The sequence below is a fragment of the Aeromonas sp. Prich7-2 genome, from assembly GCF_017939255.1.
Classification (GTDB): Bacteria; Pseudomonadota; Gammaproteobacteria; order Enterobacterales; family Aeromonadaceae; genus Aeromonas; species Aeromonas caviae.
The window spans coordinates 1-293 of record NZ_JAGKRI010000270.1; the positions used below are offsets into that span (position 1 = coordinate 1).

Consider the following 293-nt stretch of genomic DNA (forward strand, 5'->3'; position numbering starts at 1 on the left):
CGATACGATCCCGAGCTCAACCCCAGCTACCAGCAGTTGGCCGAGCACTATCAGGTGGCGGTGATGCCAGCTCGCCCTTACAAGCCTAAGGACAAAGCCAAGGCCGAGGTGGGTGTGCAGATCGTCGAGCGCTGGATCCTGGCTCGCCTACGCCATCAGACCTTCTTCTCGCTTGCCGAGCTAAACCAGTGCATCCGGGCTTTGTTGAATGAGCTCAACGAGCGCCCGTTCAAGCAGCTGCCCGGTAACCGACGCGAGGCGTTTGAGCAGTTGGACCGCCCGGCACTGGGGTC

General features: G+C 61.4%; 1 pseudogene. It reads left to right on the forward strand.

Annotated elements, in window-relative coordinates:
• Positions 1-293, forward strand: a pseudogene (locus J9892_RS25245) (IS21 family transposase); the annotation flags it as partial.